The following is an 18203-nucleotide window of genomic DNA, read 5'->3' on the forward strand; positions in this document are numbered from 1 at the left end:
TATGAAAAAAATTAGTATACTGTTTTTTTCGATATTATTCGTCACAAAAATAGCAGCGCAAAAACCAAAAGTCTGGATCTTTACAGATATGACAGATCCAACTTTACAAGGAAATAATCATATGGGTACTATTAACGATCCTGATGATGTATCTGCAATGGCTGGCTATTTATTAATGGCTAATATGTTTGATACCAGAGGTGTAGTTGTTGGAAGTACACATAGGGGTCAACATAAATTCACGCCAAATCAAGCAGATTGGGCAAATACTTTTTTTGGAAAAGCTTATCAACAAGATGTTGTTCATTTGAATAAAAATATTGGAGGTTATCCAGAATCCATATCGTATATCCAGTCTTCAATTAAAGAATCAGCAGAAAGATATCAATCTAAAAAAACATATACATCATTAGAAAAATACACTAGTACAAAAGCTTTTTTAGACGAAGTAGACAGTCAAGATGATATTATAAATGTGTTGTGTTGGGGTTCATTAACAGAGCCAGCAATCTTTGTAAATTATTGTTTGGCAAACAAAAAATACAATACTTTACACAAAGTTCGTTTTATTGCGCATTGGACCAATTCAGGATTGCATCAAGGTAGTATAGAAGCGCCTCAAAATGTTGCCAATTGTAGAGAAGATGCAAAAGCTTGTGCCTATATGAAAGAAATGGCACTCAATGGATTTATCAAATATTTCGAATGTGGTGCTATAGGTCAACACGGAATTGTAACAGGAAGTCCAAAAGGAAAGGAATATTACGATCAATTTAACACAAGTGCACTAGGCAAACTATTTATTGAGGGGAAATTTGTGCACAATAGTGTAGATCATTCAGATGCAGCAACTTATTGGGTTTTATTATCAAATTGGGGCGTAAGTTTGAATGATATTGCAAGCAATGGAACCAACAAACCATCCAAAGAAAAAGAAAACGAAAAAAAGTTTAAAGATTACTCAAAAGATATTCATAACGAATTGTTAAGGCGTTCTAAAAGTGCCGAAAATAAATAGTTCTTAAACTTTTTATACACCTAAAATTACATTCAATCACAACCAAAAATACTACTTATGAGATCAAAGAGCATATTCAAAATTATATTACTTGGTGTATTTATTAAATGTTCTGTACTGTCACATCAAGCACAAACAAAAACCAATAAAGTATTTGAAGAAAAAAATGGTTTTTTAAAAGTAGAGGCAGAAGATTTTTACAAACAAACAAAATCTGGAGTTAGAAAATGGTATGTAATTACCCCAGAATTTAAAAATAAGTTACAAGATCCAGATCCAACTCATGCTGCCACAGCTAGTAATAAAAAGTATATTGAGTTGCTTCCAGATACACGAGTAACACACAAAGATAAGCTTACAAACGGAGTTAATTTTACAGGTGATGCTGGCAAAATTGGTGTATTGCATTACAAAGTTAAAATTAATACTCCTGGTAGATACTATATTTGGGTAAAAGCATTTAGTACAGGTTCAGAAGACAATGGAATTCACGTTGGTTTAGATGGAAATTGGCCACAATCTGGTAAAAGAATGCAGTGGTGTGAGGGAAAAAGACAATGGTTTTGGGAAAGCAAACAACGCACCAAAGAAGTACATTGTGGGGTTGCAGGACTAATTTATTTAGATATTGATAAAGCTGGTGAACACGAAATACAATTTAGTATGCGTGAAGATGGTTTTGAAATGGATCAATGGTTAATGACCAATGATAAAAATTACAATCCAAGAGGAAAAAAGAAATCAAAAAATAAAAATAAAGTATCTACAATCAACCAAACCAAAAAAGCCTATCCAAAAGCAACTATTTTAAAAGCAACTGATTTTAATTTTAAAAACACAGGTTTTTATAAGAATAACGAATGGTTGGCAATTAACCCAAATAAAAACAAAAATGCCACTGCTTCGTTAAAATATGCTGGAGCATCAGGTTTGTTTGATGTAGTTTTATTAGGGGTTGGCGAAAATGATGGGCAATCAAGATTTACGTTAAAAGTCAATAATCATCAACAAGGTAATTTTCGTTTACCATTAAGTATTGAGCCTTTTGAAGAAGGAGCACAATATGCAAAATCGTTTTCTGATGTTCAGATTAATAATGGAGATGAAATCTCTATACAGGGTTTTGTTGCAAGTGCAGATGGTAAAGAATATAGCAGAGGAAGATGGAGAGCTTTGATAATTTTACCAATTGGGCAAGGAGAAAATTTAATAGAAAGTTTTAAAGCAGAAACTGCCAAAAATGTTGAGGTAAAAATTAGTAAAGAACTAAAAAAATGGCATAAAATTACATTAACTTTTGATGGACCAGAAACTTCAGAAAAAGCCACATACAATCCTTTTGTAAATTACAGATTCAATACCACATTTATACACAAAGCATCAGGTAAAAAGTATGTTGTACCTGGTTTTTTTGCTGCTGATGGTAAAGCAGGACAAACAGGAGCAGACAAAGGAAATAAATGGAAAGTAAATTTTACTCCAGATGAAATTGGAGAATGGACTTATAAAGTAGATTTTAGAAAAGGAAGATGGGTAGCTGTAAGTACCAAAAAGAAATCGGGTGTTTCAGCAGGTTTTATGGATGGAGCTACAGGAAGTTTTACAGTAAAACCAACTGATAAAACAGGACGAGATTTTAGAAGCAAAGGAAGATTAAATTATGTTGGCAAACGCTATTTGCAATTTGCAGAAACTGGAGAATATTTCTTAAAACAAGGGCCAGATGCACCAGAAAACTTTTTGTCTTTTGTCGATTTTGACGGTACTTTTCATAATGATGGTCATAAAGACAATTTGGTAAAAAAATGGGAAGCACATGTACAAGATTGGAAAAAAGGAAACCCAACTTGGAGGGATGGCAAAGGAAAAGCAATTATTGGAGCAATCAATTATTTGGCATCAAAAGACTTAAATGTTGTCTCTTTTTTAACCAACAATATAAAAGGCGATGATCAAAACGTATTTCCTTATGTAGATTATGATACCTATGATAGAATTGATGTTTCTAAAACAGATCAATGGGAAATTGTTTTTGCTCACGCACAAAAAAACGGATTGTTTCTACATTTTAAAACCTTAGAAATGGAAAACCAAGGTTTGTTAGACAATGGAGGCGTAGGTTTTAATAGCAAATTATATTACAGAGAATTAATTGCGCGTTTTGGACATCATTTGGCATTAAATTGGAATTTAGGTGAAGAAAATGGAGAGTGGGTTAAAAACCACCCTACACCACCTCAAGAAACTGCACAACGTTTGGCAATGGCTCAATATTTTAAAGATAATGATCCTTACAATCATCATATTGTCATTCATAATGGAATTCAATACAATGATGTTTTAGGCAAAGAAAGTGCAATAACTGGGCCTTCTATACAAACTCATCACGCAGATTTTAGAATGGTTCATAAAGATGTTTTAAAGTGGTTAAAATTATCTAAAGAAGCTGGTAAACAATGGGCTGTAGCTGTTGATGAACCTGGTGATGCACAACATTCCTTAATGCCAGATGCAGATGATCCAGATCATGATTTAGCACGTAAAAATGCATTATGGGCAACTTTTATGGCAGGTGGCTGGGGAAATGAATGGTATTTTGGATACAAACATGCACATTCAGATTTAACTTGCGAAGATTATCGTTCAAGAGATTTATTTTGGAATCAAGCTGCCATTGCAAAAAACTTTTTTTTAGATCATAAGATTCCTTTTTGGGAAATGGAAAACAGAAATGATTTGGTAGGCAATTCTGAAAACAAAAGCACTGCATATTGTTTAGCAAAAGAGAATGAAATTTATGTTGTGTATTTGAATTCAGTAGAAACTATAAACCTAGATTTGTCGGAGGCTAAAGGTAACTTTACTGTTTTTTGGTTTAATCCAAAAAAAGGAGGTGATTTACAAAAGTCTAAAGTGAAAAAAGTTAGGGGAGGTAGTACTGTAGCTTTAGGAGAATCACCTGATAAAACTCAAAAAGACTGGGTGGTTCTGGTTGTGAGAAAATAGCTCAGTAAGTTATTACTTCATTTTTCTAAACCTCGAAAAGTTCGTTTTGATTGAATTCTATTTATTTAAGCTGATTTTATGTTTATAATGTGTGCTAATTTTAAGCATATCAGTTTGGTAGAACTATTAAACAGCTCTCAAAACTCTATATGAGAATTTTAGTTTTTAAATTTATAAGCGTAACTTTTTCTAACTTCTGAAGCTATTAGTTTTAATTGCAGCCTTTTTGATTATATAAATCCAATAGTCAATAAAACCGAATTTTAGGAGTAATATATTGAACACGTATAATAGTTTATATGTTTTTCTTTTTATGAAAAGCTGTTAGTGTACTAAAATGACTGAATTATCCCTTTATTTTATAGAATTTTGGTAAAATATATTACCTGATATTTTAATGATGCTATTCTTAATTTATAGTTATTTTTTTGTGCATTGGTATAAGTTCATTCTTTTAAAATGGTTTTTTTTGTGATAAGATCAATTATAGGGTTAAGTTTTTAAAGATGCTTTAAAATTAGGGGCTTAAGAAATAATATTTCCTAATTTAAAGCGAAAAATCATTCTAAATGGGTCAAAAAAACAACAAAAAAGCACTATTGAGCTTAAGCTTTTTTAACACAAAATTAATATTTGTAGTGTTATTTAGATAGTTGATTCAATCAAAAAAATCATATCAAAAAAACTTATAAAAACATTATGTAAGTTTTAGTGTAAATAACATTAGAGAATATTACTAACTTAAATGGCTGAAATTAAAATGAAGAAATTATCAATCAAAAAAGAAATAATCACCAATTTTAAACAAGAATCAAATGAGTAAGGTAAAAGTAGGTTTAATAACTGGTATTTACAGAGAAGCGTTTTTAATTTTGTTATTATTAGTATCTTCGGTTATAACTGCGCAATCTGCAAAGGTTAGCGGAACAGTTACAGATAATCAAGGGAATCCTCTGCCAGGAGCTTCCGTTACTGTAAAGGGTAAGCAAAGTGGAACTTTAACAGATTTTGACGGTAATTATGTTTTAAATGTAAATTTAGGAGATGAAATAGTTTTTAGGTATTTAGGCTATACTGAAAAAACAATAAAAGTAACAGCTTCTAAAGTTTTAAACGTAGTATTAAAAGAAGATGTTGGTCAATTAGATGAAATTGTAATAGTTGGCTATGGTAAACAAAAGAAAGAAAGCGTTGTAGGAGCTATTACTCAGCTAGATGGTGAAGTACTAGCGCAAAGAGGAACAACACCTACTGTAACAGATGCTTTAAGTGGCGCAATACCTGGGGTAACTGTTTTACAAAGTACAGGTATTCCTGGAGGTGCACCAAATGGTAATTATGGTCAAAATTCTGCGATTTTAATTAGAGGTCAATCTACATTTAATAATGCAGATGCAAGACCATTAGTACTAGTAGATGGTATTGAAAGAGCTTTTGATGAAATAGATCCTAATGACATTGAAACAATGTCTGTTTTAAAAGATGCCTCTGCAACAGCTGTTTTTGGGGTTAAAGGAGGAAATGGAGTTATATTAATTACTACCAAAAGAGGTAAAACAGGAGAAGCTGTTTTTAGAGTAGATTCTAATTATTCTATTAAAACAATCTCAAGAATACCAAAAGTTTTAGAGGGCTATACGAGCACCCTTGCAAGAAATAGAGCAATAATTGGAGAGCTAGCTACAAACCCTTCTAGCTGGTCAGATTATGTTACTGATGACGAGCTAGGTTATATTCAGTCAGGTCAATTTCCTTATGCATATCCAAATGTAGATTGGCAAGATTTAATGCTAAATGATTTTGCACAATCATATAAAGTAAATGTAAGTGTTTCAGGTGGTAATGATTTCTTAAAGTATTATGGTGCCTTAGGTTTTTTACATGATGGCGATATATTTGCAACAGAAGATCTTGGGCAAGGATATGATCCAGATTTTAACTACAAAAGATTAAACTACAGGTCTAATTTAGATTTTAAACTTACGGAAACAACAAAACTTTCTGTGAATTTTTCTGGAATTTATGGAAGACAACAGCTGTCTAGAGCAAGTCAATTTAATGTTTGGTTTGGTGTATACTCTAAGCCTTGGACACATCCAGTTGTTCAATATGAAAATGGTACTTATGGAGCAGGTGTTGAATATGAAAGGTTAGGAGCCAATGAATATGCAGACCTAAATTTTAGCGGTTTAGATGTTAGAAACAGATCCGAGTTTAACTCAGGTCTTAAATTAAATCAAGATTTAAAATTTATAACTCCTGGGTTATCATTTTTAGCAGAATTTGCCTATGATGTAAATACAAGAACAAGAGGGCGAGGTATAATTGATGATGGAGTTTTAACCAAATATGTAGATCCTGAGTATTATTTGTTAAACGATCCAACATTAGATATTGAAGATTATACTGAGTATTTCTTCCCTAATACAGATACAGATGGATTCGATTATACCAACAATCCATTAGTGTATCAAAATGAAGTAATTGACGGAGGTGCAGCTAATAATACAGCAATAAATATTTTAGGAAGATTTACTTTGAATTATAATAGAGATTTTGGCAAACATAATGTAGGTGCTCTTGCCTTATTTAGTAGAGAGAGTCGACAAAATTATACTCAATCTGCCTTTCCAATTAAGAGAGAAGATTATACAGGAAGAATCACTTATAATTATGATAAAAGATATAATATTGAGTTGTCAGGCTCTTACAACGGTTCAGACCTTTTTGGTCCAGATTATAGATATGACTTTTTTCCAGCAGTAGGTTTAGGTTGGAATGTTCATAATGAAGAATTCTTTGAATTGGCAAAACCTTATGTTAATCAACTTAAATTAAGATATTCAGGAGGACTTGTTGGTAACGACAGAGTTGGAAATGTTCCTTTATTTCCTTATCTAACTCAATTTGGCATTGGTGGAGCTGGTGGTGGTTTTGATAACCAACAAACTTTTGGTAATAACGTTCCTATTTTTGGACCAACCTTTATTAGAGAGGCTGTAATTGGAAATCCTGATTTGAGGTGGGAGTCTTCAGAAAAACATAATTATGGTATAGATTTAGGATTGTTTGATAATAAATTAACTTTATCTATGGATCTGTTTAGAGAACGTAGAGAAGATATTTTAATTCCACCAAGTCAAAGACAAGTTCCTGATTTCTTTGGTGCTACACCACCTGTAGCTAATGTTGGAATTGTAAAAATTCAAGGGTATGAGTTTACATCAACCTATAAAAATAATATTGGAGACTTTAATTATAATATTACAATTAACCATACCTATGCTAAAGATGAAATTGTGTTTAGAGAGGATCCAGCATTAACGCCAGATTATCAACAACAAGCAGGTTTTCAAATTGGTCAGAATAGAGGTATTTTAGAAGATCAAATCGTTACATCTTGGGACGATGTTTACACAGGTGTACTTGGTCCTAATAACGATTTATTCTTACCAGGTGATTTTAGATTAGTAGATTTTAATGCAGATGGTATTGTTGATGTTAATGATAGTACTGTATTTGGTTTTCCTAATAGACCTCAACATACCTATAACTTTATTTTTGGAGGTAGCTATAAAGGATTTAGTTTTAACTTAAACTTTTACGGTCAGTATAACGTTACACAAAACGTTAATTTAGGTGAGTTTGCATTTAATGCACCAGCAATTTATCAAAACTATTTAGACGGTACGTTTACGCCAGAATATAACAATGCAAACCCAACATTTAGAGCTTTAAGATATCAAAGAACAAATGTTTCAAATGGAAACTTTAATACCTTAGATGGTTCTTTTTTAAGATTAAAAGCAGCACAAGTAGGATATCAATTGCCAACAGCATTTGTAGAAAATGCAGGTTTAAAAAGTTTAAAAGTGTTTTTTAATGGTACAAATCTTTGGCTATGGTCTGATTTACCAGTTGATATTGAGGGCACAAACTTTGACGTTAGAAACTATCCTGTTACAAAACAATTCAATTTAGGTTTAACAGCTACATTTTAATAAAAAAAACACAGAAGATGAAGAATTTTAAAAAAATTATTTATTCATTACCAATTTTACTTTTTACATTGATTGGTTGTGAATCAGATTATTTAGAACGACCAGCGGAAACCGATATTTTTCCAGAAGATATTTATGGAAATTACCAAAATTTCCAAGGTTTTCAAGATAGAATGTACTCTTTTATTATTGATTATAATAGTGCTAAAATTACTGTTGGTCATAATTTTACTGGCGAAACAATTGCAAGACAAGGGTGGAATTCATCTCAAGCGGCATCTACAGGTAATTATTTAAGTTTAATTAACGGACGTTCTAATTTTAACGATTATGGAGGTAATCAAGGTAAATATGGAATCTATCAAGAAAGCTGGAGTGGAATTAGAATAGCAAATCTTTGCCTTGAAAACCTAGATCTTTTAGTAGATGCTACAGATTTTGAAAAACAAGTTATAGAAGGTCAAGCCTATTTCTTTAGAGCCTATTTTCATTGGGAAATAGTAAGAGCATTCGGCTCAATTCCTTATATAGATAAAACATTATCTCCAGAAGATTTAGAATTGCCACGTTTTTGGGAATACAATGGTAAATTCGATTATCAAGCAGTTACAGAAAAAATTGTGGAGGATATGGACAAAGCAGCTGAATTATTACCAGAAGTTTGGCCAAACCCAAATTCAGAATATGGTAGAGCTACTAAAGGAGCAGCGCTATCGGTAAAAGCAAAAGCATTGTTATATGCAGGTAGCCCATTAATGAATCAATACTCTAGAAACTCACCAACTTTCGATAAAGAATATATGAAAAGAGCTGGAGAGGCTGCTGCAGAGGTTTTAAAATTAGCAGATAAAGGGGTTTATGAATTACAACCTTTTGAAAATATTCAAGATATGTTTGCTAGAACAGATGGTTCATTGCCAAACTCTCCTGAAACTATTTTTCAAAAGAACAAAAGACAAGTAGGTGCTGGAGAAGTAACAACTTTTTTAGGCAGATTATATCTTCCTCATCAAGCCTTGTTTGGCGGAAATGGTATCACAGAAGCAGTTACCCAAAACTTTGTTGATTTGTACGAAATGGCAGATGGTACAAAATATAAGCCAGGCACTGCAGCAGAGGGTGGGTATGATGAAGATGATGCTAAAAGATGGAATGGAAGAGACCCAAGGTTTAGAAAAAATATTTATGTAGATGGAGATATGGCAGGAATTCATCCATTAACGGAATTACAATTGTACAATGGAGGTAGAACCTTAAATGGAGGTAATACAATGAGTCCATATATTGTTCATAAGTTTTGGCCTTTGGGTGTTAATAAAAGAGATCAGGGATGGAACAATTTTAGATACGTTACTCCTCATTTAAGATTAGCCGAAATATATTTAATTTATGCTGAAGCTGTTTTTGAAGCTACAGAAGATGCAAACTCAACAGCATCTAACTACCCTATGTCTGCAGTAGATGCAGTAAATGTAGTTAGAAATAGAGCAGGCATGCCAAATGTAACAGCAAATCCTGCGGCTTATGGAGGCAGTTTTAGAGCGTTAGTTAGAAATGAAAGAGATATAGAGTTGGCTTTTGAAGGGCATAGATGGTATGATTTTAGAAGATGGAGAAAGTTCCCAGATCCAATTTTATATAAAATGACTTTTGATAAAGATTATACCTTTTTTAATAGAGAAGTTATACAGTCATACATTTTTGAAGAGCGTAACTTTTGGATGCCTTTTCCAAGAAACTTAACTCTTCTCTACGAAGATTTTCCACAAAATCCAGGTTGGTAAACTATTTATTAATAAAGAAATCAAACTAAAGTAATGATTAAAAAGTTATATCATAAAATAATAATATTTGCTGCCATTTTACTGGTGTCAACTATAAATGCCCAAAATAAAGATAAATCTTTTGTGTCGGGTAAAGTAACAAGTACTGATGGGCAAATTATACAGAAGGTTAAGGTAAGTAGTAATTCTGGTAATATTGCGTATACAGATGAAAGCGGAGAGTTTACTATTTCCGCCAAAAAATTAACACACATCGTTGTAGAATCATCGGGTTATGCAACAAAAATAATTCCTGTAGATGATAAAAGTGTAAAGCTAGAGATTAAGCTAGATAAAAATGAAGCTTTTATGGGAAAAGAAAACCTTGTTAACATTCCTTTTGGTAAATTAGAAAAAGGCAGGTTAGTTGGGTCAGTGGCAACAATAGATGTAGAACAACACCTAAAAGAAGATCAGCGTATAGGAATTGGTGCAGCTATCAGTGGTAAAGTAGGTGGTGTTTTTAATAATGCAGACATACTTGGTTTAGGTGGCGCTGTGTATGTAGTTGACGGAATTCCTAGAGATCCTAGTTTTGTAAATTTAACAGAAATTGAAGAAATTACTGTACTAAAAGATGCAGTTTCAAGAGTTTTATATGGTTCTGCCGCAGATAGAGGTGTAGTTTTAATAACTACCAAAAGAGGAAAGCCATTTCAAAGAAATTTTAAAGTACGTTCAGAGTTTGGAAGACTTTCTGCTCGCGAATTACCAGAGTATTTAAATGCAGCAGACTATATGGAGGCATTTAATCAAGCAAATATTAACGACGGTAAACCTATCCAATATTCACAAACAGATATTGATGCTACTCGTGCAGGAACCAACCCTCTTTTATATCCTGATAACGATTTATACAGTAGTACTTTTTTAAAAGATGCCATAAACTACGTAGATGTAAATTTAGAAGCCTCTGGTGGTACAGATAAAGCAAACTATTTTTTAAACATAGGGGTATCTAATAGAGAAGGTTGGATTAATTTAGGACAAAATGAGCAAACAAATAGAGTAAATATTAGAGCAAACTCAGACTATAAGTTGTCAGATAAATTAAGAGCTAGTTTTGATGTAGTTGGTGTATTTGATTTTTTCTCATCACCAGACGTTTTTCAAATTAACAATTTAGGAAACGGAGGTGATAACCTTTTTGATGTAACTGGAGATTTTTGGACTAGCATACAAAATACACTGCCAACAGTACCTTTACTTATTCCAATTGCAGACATAGCAGATCCTGCAAGTTATGCAAATGCAAACTTAGTTGACGGACAATTTTTACTCGCTGGTACCAATGAATTCCAAAGAAATATTTATGGAGATCTGTTACAAAGTGGTCGTAAAGACATTAATAGTAGATATTTACAATTAAATACAGGGTTAGATTGGGATTTAAGTACTGTTGCAGAGGGTTTAACAGCTACTGCTGATTTTACTTTTGATTTATTTAATAGAACAGTAGAAGTGCAGAACAGAGATTATGCGGTTTATCAACCAGTATTTTTACAAGATATTAATGGTGTAGATAGTTTATCTGTAACCAAAATTGGTCTGGATGTACCTTCTAATTCAAGATCTGTAGTAGCAGATGAAGCTACTTTTAGTAGAAGATTTGGAGGTTTTGGTACATTAAATTATAAGAAAGATTGGAGTGATAGCAAATTAGATGTAACCGCACTTTTGTATGTAGACCAACTTTCATTACCTAGTGTTTTTGTAGAGCAAAGAAGTTTAAATTACGGAATAAGAGCTAATTATATGTACAAAAACAAATATTTAGCTGAGTTCGGTGGTCTTTTTGTAGGTTCAAGAAAATTCCCAACAGATAAAAACACTGCCTTTTCACCAACTTTTGGTTTAGGATGGATTATAAGTAAAGAAGATTATTTAAAAAATAATAAAAACATAAACTATTTAAAGCTAAGAGGAACAATAGGGTTATTACAAAACGATAATTTTGAACAAAACTTTTTACATGAAACGTATTACAGCAGAGGTGGGTTTTTTAACTATTCAAACACAACAGGTAATAATGGTATAAGAAATGCAGAACTGAATATAGATAATATAGGTGTTAATGTAGGTTTTCAAAAAAGACTGGAGTATAACTTAGGTTTTGAAGGTCTTTTCTTTGATAACAAATTGTATTTAGAAGGAAGTTATTTTTATAGTAAATCATTTGACTTGATTACTAACCTAAATAACAGTACACCAAATTTATTGGGTTATACAATTACTGCTAATAATAATGCTTTTGTAGATCAAGGAGTAGAGTTTAATTTAAAATATAAAAGAAATTTATCTAAAGATGTAAACCTTACTTTATCAGCAAGTACAATTTATGCCACTGCAACAGTAGATCAGTTAGATGAACCAATTTACCCTGCTGATTCACAATCAAGAGTTAGAACAGGTAGAAGCGCAAATGCAATTTTTGGTTATACTGCAGATGGTTTATATGGTGTAAGTGATTTTGATACAAATGGAGACTTGGTATCTGGTTTGCCAACACCAGTATTTGGAGCGGTACAACCAGGAGATATAAAATATATAGATATCAATAACGATGGTGTTATTGATGTTGATGATCAAAGTGTAATTGGCAATAACGCGCCAACATTACAATACAGTTTATCATTCAACTTAGAATATAAAAACTTTGAGTTTTTTATGTTAGGTCTTGGTCAAAATGGAGATACAAACATTAGAAGCGGCTCTTATTTTAGAACTTCTGGTACCGATAAATATCCAGCACATACTTTACAAGCTTATGGGCCTAATAATCAAAATGTAAATGCACTTTATCCAAGGTTATCTTCTAACTTTAATAACAATAATTTTAGAACATCAACTTTTTGGACCTATGAAAATAATTTCTTTACAATACCTACAATGCAGCTATCATACAACTATGAACCAAAAGCAGGTAGTACAATTAAATCTTTTAGATTTTTTGTTAAAGGAAACAATTTAGTAGTGTTAAATAAAAACAAAGAGTTTAGCGATTTAAGATTTGGAGTTGGATCTAGCCCATTAACAAAAGGTTTTTCAGTAGGTCTTGTATCATCATTTTAAATAAATAACAATGAAAAAAAATATAAAATTTAAAATAGTATTCACTTTATTACTATCTAGTGTTATCATTTCTTGTGATAGTTATTTAGAGACTGATCCAGATAATAGATTAACAGAAGAACAGGTAATTACAGATCCAAGTCTTGCAGAAGGTTGGTTGTTAAAAGCCTATAAAGGGTTACCTACAAATTATAATTTTAATATTGATGTGGCAACAGATGATGCCAATACAAATAACTTTGGCTTAAACATCAATAATATGAATAGTGGAGGTTGGAGCGCAAATTCAAATCCAGTTTCTACTTGGAATCAATCTTATGAAATGCTTCTATATTTAAATAAATTTTTACAAAATGTAGATGCAATAGCTTGGTTTCCAAATGATGATGCAAAAGATACCGATTTTAGAAAACGAATAACAGCTGAAGCTAAGGGGTTAAGAGCTTGGTATAATTTTAACTTATTACAAGCGCATGCTGGAGAAGGTGAAAATGGAGAAATGTTAGGCTTCCCTATTGTAGATAAAGTTTTAACGGATCAAGATAATTTTGAATTACCTAGAAATACATTTAAAGAATGTGTAGATTTTATTTTACAAGATTGTAATGATGCCATTCAAGGTTTACCCGCAAGATATACAGGTAATGATCCTGTTGTTGGTGAAAGAAATTTAAATAGAATTAACGGTTTAGCTGTAGAATTAATAAAATCTAGAGTGGCTTTATATGCTGCAAGTCCTTCTTACCAAACTGCAAATGCTAGTAATTGGACAGAAGCAGCTACCTTTGCTGCCAATGTAATTACAAATAATGGAGGTTTAACTTTAAATGGTAACGACGTAACCTTTTATTTGGCAGGTAATGCAGCTCAACAGCCTCAAGATATTATTTGGGCATCAACAATTTTACCTAACGTTTCTGGTTGGGAAAATACAAACCTTCCACCATCTCTTTTTGGTCAAGGAAGAACAAACCCTACTCAAAACTTTGTAGATGCGTTTAGTATGGCAGATGGAACACCTATTGATCAATCCGCTACTTATGATGCTAACAACCCTTATGTTAATAGAGATCCACGATTAGAAAAGTTTGTAATCTATAACTTAAGTACTTTTAGTGGTAACTTTATTAAAACATCACAAACATCATTACCAGATTTAGAGATAGATGCAATAAATTCTGTAAGTAACTTTAAAACAACTACAGGATATTATCTGAAAAAGTTTATGAACCCTGCAGTTTCACTAGATCCATCAGGACAAACAGTTGGTGCACCACATTTTTATACCTACGCAAGAATGACTGAGGCATATTTAAATTTTGCTGAAGCAGCTAATGAAGCTGGTGGGCCAGATAATAATATTCAAGGGTATACTCCAAGAGATATCATAAACGCTATAAGAACAAGAGCAGGTATTTCTAGTACAGCATTTGTAGATGCAATTACAAGCACTGCAGATATGCGTAAAGTAATTCAAAATGAACGAAGAATAGAATTATCTTTCGAAGGTCATCGCTTTTGGGATTTAAGAAGATGGGGGTTAACATCAACAATGTCTGAAAGTGTTGAAGGTGTAAACATTTCTGAAGATAACTTAACGTATAGTAAATTTGTAGTCGCACCAAGAAACTATCAAAGTTTTCAAATTTATGGACCTATACCACTTTCTGAAATTCAGAAATACAATTTAATTCAAAATAAAGGATGGTAAAACTAAATTCAAACAGTTTAAAAGTATATATAATGAAATACAAGTTAAAATATTTAGCATTATTCACATTAGTCTTTATGCTATCATGTACAAATCAAGAAAACGAGTTTGACGATTTTGATGTTCAAAATGTTTATTTTCCATTACAGTTTCCTGTAAGAACTGTAAATCTTATAGAAGATAGTAGAATAGATAACTCTATAGATTTAGAAAGAGCATTTAGTATAGGTGTTTCTATAGGAGGGCTTAGAAACAATACAAAAGACAGAGTAATAAATATCGCTCCAGCTCCAGAATTAGCAGACAATGCATTAATTGATGGGCGAACAGCTTTAGTAATGCCTTCTAACTATTACTCAATAGAATCTTCAAGCAGTATAACAATTCCAGCTGGTAGTTTTTCTGGTAAAATTAAGGTTGATTTAACAGACGCTTTTTTTGCAGATCCTCTAGCCTTAGAAGCTAACTATGTTATTCCTTTAAAAATAATTGATGGCAATTATAGTGTTTTAGACGGTACACCTTCAGCATCAGTTGCAGATCCAGATGTTAGAGTAACATCTGATTGGGAAGCAGGTAAAGCTCCAAAAAACTTTACAATGTTTGCTGTAAAATACATAAATAAATATGATGGCGTGTATTTATACAAAGGAGAAGATAATACTCTAGATGGACCTAATGGAAATGTTGTAGGCACACCAACAATTTATAATGAAGCTTTTCTTGAAAAAAATGATGATACAGAGCTTACTACATTAACACTAAGCAAATCACTTACCAATAGAATGGGGCAAAATGTTGGTAATAATTTTCAGATGGAATTAACCATTGCTGATGATGGTTCTATTACTATTTCGCCAGTAACCGGAGCTAACTCTGTTACAGGTACTGGTCGTTTTGTAACCAAAGATGATGCTGATGCAGAATCTTGGGGAGGTCAGTCTCATAAAACAATGTTTTTAGAGTATGAATATGAAAACGGAGGTGTATTTCACAGAGTAAAAGACACTTTAGTTTATAGAAACGATAATACTGTTTTTGAAGAGTTTGATTTAACGATAAACTAAAATAGTATCTTACAATTTAGAATAAAATTATACCACTAGTTTTAATTATCTATATAATCAAGTAATTTTTAGATTATAATTTATCATGTTTATAAAGTCACTTAGTATAATTTTAAGTGGCTTTTTTTATAACTTTTTAATCCTAATAACCAACAAATTTTTAATGCCTTATGAAAATTTCGTTTAGTAAATTACTATTACTAGCAGCTATATTAATAAGTTTTTCTTGCGCTTCTGATAAAAACGAGGGCTATACCAATCTATACAATGGTAAAAACATGGATAATTGGAACATCATGTGTCGTGATAAAACAGAAGGTTTACCAGAACGTGTTTTTACAGCAGGAAAAAAAGGAGAAATGCACGTTTTTAAAGATTTTCCAGATGAGTATGGATTTGAAAAAAACAAATCAGGTACACATTGTATGTTTTTTACCCATAAATCTTACAGCAGATACAGCTTTAAATTTGATTATAAATGGGGTGAAAAAAGGTTCAATAATTTCGATAGATTTCAATATGATGCTGGTCTATATTTTCATGTATTTGACGTAAAAATATGGCCACAGGGTATTGAGTATCAAGTAAGATACGATCACACAAAAGATAGAAATCATACAGGTGATATTTGGAACTCTGGCGCAAAATTTGACTGGACAGCAACAGCAACTCCAGGAGAGCCAAATCTTAGAACATATTTATCAAAAGAAGATGGAGGAGTAGCTCAACCTCACAGAGGAGGAGAACATAGAGCTCATGCTAACGCTCCTTTTAATGCGCTAAATGATAAATGGAACGAATGTGAAGTAATTGTAATGAGTAATAAATATGCCATTTACAAATTAAATGGAAAAGTAGTAAATGTGATAACCAATTTAAGTCATTCAGAAGGCCCAATAGGTTTACAAGCAGAAACTGCTGAGGTTTTTTATAGAAATATCAAAATAAAAGAGTTTAAGGAAGATTTGCCTATAGAGCAATTCCTAAAGGAATAAAACTAGATATTATGGTAAAGCAATTATTTTTATCGTTTGCAATACTGGTATTTTTTTCTTGCAATCAATCAACCGAAAACAAGGATAAATCAGTAGAAAATAACCAACCAAATGTTCTATTTATTATTGCTGATGATATGAATGGTTATGGTTTAAATAAACAAGACACATTAGTAAAATCGCCTTATTTAGATAAGTTTAAAAGCCAAAGTATCAACTTTATAAATGCAGCTTGTAATACGCCTGTTTGTAATCCATCAAGAAGTTCTTTTTTTAGTGGTTTGCATCCTCACAATACTGGTGCTTATGTAAATGGTAGTGATGGTTGGAATCGTTCTAAAATCTTATCAACAATAAGAAACATACCAGAACATTTTAAAGATCAGGGTTACACAACTTGGGGTGCAGGTAAATTATATCACAACAAATTTACCAAAGAAAGAGAATCTTATATGTGGGACAATTATCCTGTCTATAAAGGTGGTTTTGGTCCTTTTCCAAAAAAAGAATTAAGATATAAAGGCAAACATTTTATGGGAGTTCAACCTTGGGAACAAAATGATACTGATTTTCCTGATGTTAAAAATGCGAATAGTGCAATTGAGTTTTTAAATAAAAAACACAAAAAACCTTTTTTAATGGTTTATGGTTTGTGGCGCCCACATTCACCTTACACAGCACCAAAACGTTTTTTTGATATGTATAATGAAGCTGATTTTGACCTGCCAAAAGGATATAAAGAGGATGATTTTGATGATGTGCCATATCTAGGACAAATGTTGGTAGATTCGTTAAATAACTTTAGAGGAAATAAAAAAGGATTATTAAAAACCTGGAAAAAATTTAGGTATGGTTATGCAGCTAATTACAGTTTTGCTGATTGGAATATAGGGCGTGTTGTAGAAGCTTTAGATAATAGCGATTATGCCAAAAACACCATAGTTGTTGTCATTTCTGACAACGGATTTAACAACGGAGAAAAATTGCGTTGGGGAAAATCTACCTTGTGGGAACAATCAGATTATGTGCCTTTTTTAATTCGTACTCCACAAAAAAAGCAAGCAGAGAGTAAAGCTACAGTAAGCTTAATAGACATTTATCCAACATTGGTAGATTATTGTGGTATAACCAAACCATCACATTCTTTAGATGGTAATAGTTTAGTGCCTCTAATAAAAAATCCATATTTACAATGGAATAAACCATCTTTTACGTCTTATGGAGTAGAATATTCATCAGTTAGAAATGAAAGATACCGATATTTAAGATATCCTGATGGATCAGAAGAATTGTATGACCATAATAATGATCCCTATGAATGGACAAATATTGCATCAAAACTAGAAAATGAAACTATAAAAAAAGAACTTTCTAAACATATTCCCAAAAAATGGGCACCATCGTTAGGTGGTCGGTTAGAAGTGCCAAAAGATTTAGATAAAGTGATGCGACCAAGTATGAAAAAAGCACCAGGACCAAATGGTTCGTAAACTATATTTAATAGTATTTA

9 protein-coding genes are annotated in these 18203 nt (G+C 32.0%); all 9 read left to right on the top strand.

Features of this window, described 5'->3' with window-relative positions; genetic code table 11:
- Position 1 precedes the first annotated feature (1 nt).
- The 9 genes from ACW9UN_RS04390 (at position 2) to ACW9UN_RS04430 (ending at position 18183) form a co-directional block, all read left to right on the top strand.
- Complete coding sequence (locus tag ACW9UN_RS04390) at positions 2–1018, top strand: nucleoside hydrolase-like domain-containing protein (protein ID WP_459484236.1); 1017 nt, start codon at positions 2–4, stop codon at positions 1016–1018.
- Between the two features lie 57 nt (positions 1019–1075).
- Entirely contained in the window at positions 1076–4024 is a 2949-nt protein-coding gene (locus tag ACW9UN_RS04395; RefSeq protein ID WP_459484238.1) for a DUF5060 domain-containing protein, read from the top strand.
- 815 nt (positions 4025–4839) lie between these two features.
- Entirely contained in the window at positions 4840–8025 is a 3186-nt protein-coding gene (locus ACW9UN_RS04400) for a SusC/RagA family TonB-linked outer membrane protein (RefSeq protein WP_459484241.1), read from the top strand.
- A gap of 17 nt (positions 8026–8042) precedes the next feature.
- Complete coding sequence (locus ACW9UN_RS04405; RefSeq protein ID WP_459484242.1) at positions 8043–9809, top strand: RagB/SusD family nutrient uptake outer membrane protein; 1767 nt, start codon at positions 8043–8045, stop codon at positions 9807–9809.
- A 33-nt stretch (positions 9810–9842) separates the two neighbouring features.
- Complete coding sequence (locus tag ACW9UN_RS04410) at positions 9843–12920, top strand: SusC/RagA family TonB-linked outer membrane protein (protein ID WP_459484243.1); 3078 nt, start codon at positions 9843–9845, stop codon at positions 12918–12920.
- A gap of 10 nt (positions 12921–12930) precedes the next feature.
- Positions 12931–14631, top strand: a complete 1701-nt coding sequence (locus ACW9UN_RS04415) for a RagB/SusD family nutrient uptake outer membrane protein (RefSeq protein WP_459484244.1) — start codon at positions 12931–12933, stop codon at positions 14629–14631.
- A 32-nt stretch (positions 14632–14663) separates the two neighbouring features.
- Positions 14664–15698: a DUF5627 domain-containing protein gene (locus tag ACW9UN_RS04420; protein ID WP_459484245.1), complete on the top strand. Its 1035-nt coding sequence runs from the start codon at positions 14664–14666 to the stop codon at positions 15696–15698.
- A gap of 170 nt (positions 15699–15868) precedes the next feature.
- The gene (locus ACW9UN_RS04425; protein WP_459484246.1) at positions 15869–16693 is read left to right on the top strand and encodes a 3-keto-disaccharide hydrolase; all 825 of its coding nucleotides are present in this window, start codon (positions 15869–15871) and stop codon (positions 16691–16693) included.
- Positions 16694–16704: 11 nt separating this feature from the next.
- Positions 16705–18183, top strand: a complete 1479-nt coding sequence (locus ACW9UN_RS04430; RefSeq protein ID WP_459484247.1) for a sulfatase — start codon at positions 16705–16707, stop codon at positions 18181–18183.
- Positions 18184–18203: the final 20 nt, after the last annotated feature.

The sequence above is a fragment of the Polaribacter litoreus genome (assembly GCF_054584775.1).